The sequence below is a fragment of the Chitinophaga sp. GbtcB8 genome (assembly GCF_019091455.1).
Classification (GTDB): Bacteria; Bacteroidota; Bacteroidia; order Chitinophagales; family Chitinophagaceae; genus Chitinophaga.
Map to the genome: position 1 here is coordinate 1 of NZ_JAGXJN010000199.1, position 264 is coordinate 264.

Here is a 264-nt window from a genome sequence, read left to right on the forward strand (position 1 = left end):
TATTCCCGCTAATTGCTAAAGGCTTATAGCCAAAAGCCACCGGTTTTATTAAGGGCATCAGCACCTTTGCTTCTTCCGTTTGTTCGTTCCTGTTATAAAAGTCCAAAGAGGCGCGGCGGCCCAACAACAGGCTTAAGCGCTGCCGGGAGCTTTGCAGGCCACATCCCTGCCCGTTAGTGGTGTTGCCCATTATTTGCCCGGTATTTTCCATGGTTAGCTCCTGCTGCTCTTGCCGCATACGGGAGCTAATGCGCACCACGCCGC

General features: G+C 53.0%; 1 protein-coding gene. It reads right to left on the reverse strand.

The genetic code is table 11. The features are described 5' to 3' along the window. The coding region (locus tag KVT36_RS31765; protein ID WP_217607441.1) for a hypothetical protein at nt 1–264 on the reverse strand (264 nt) is incomplete at both ends.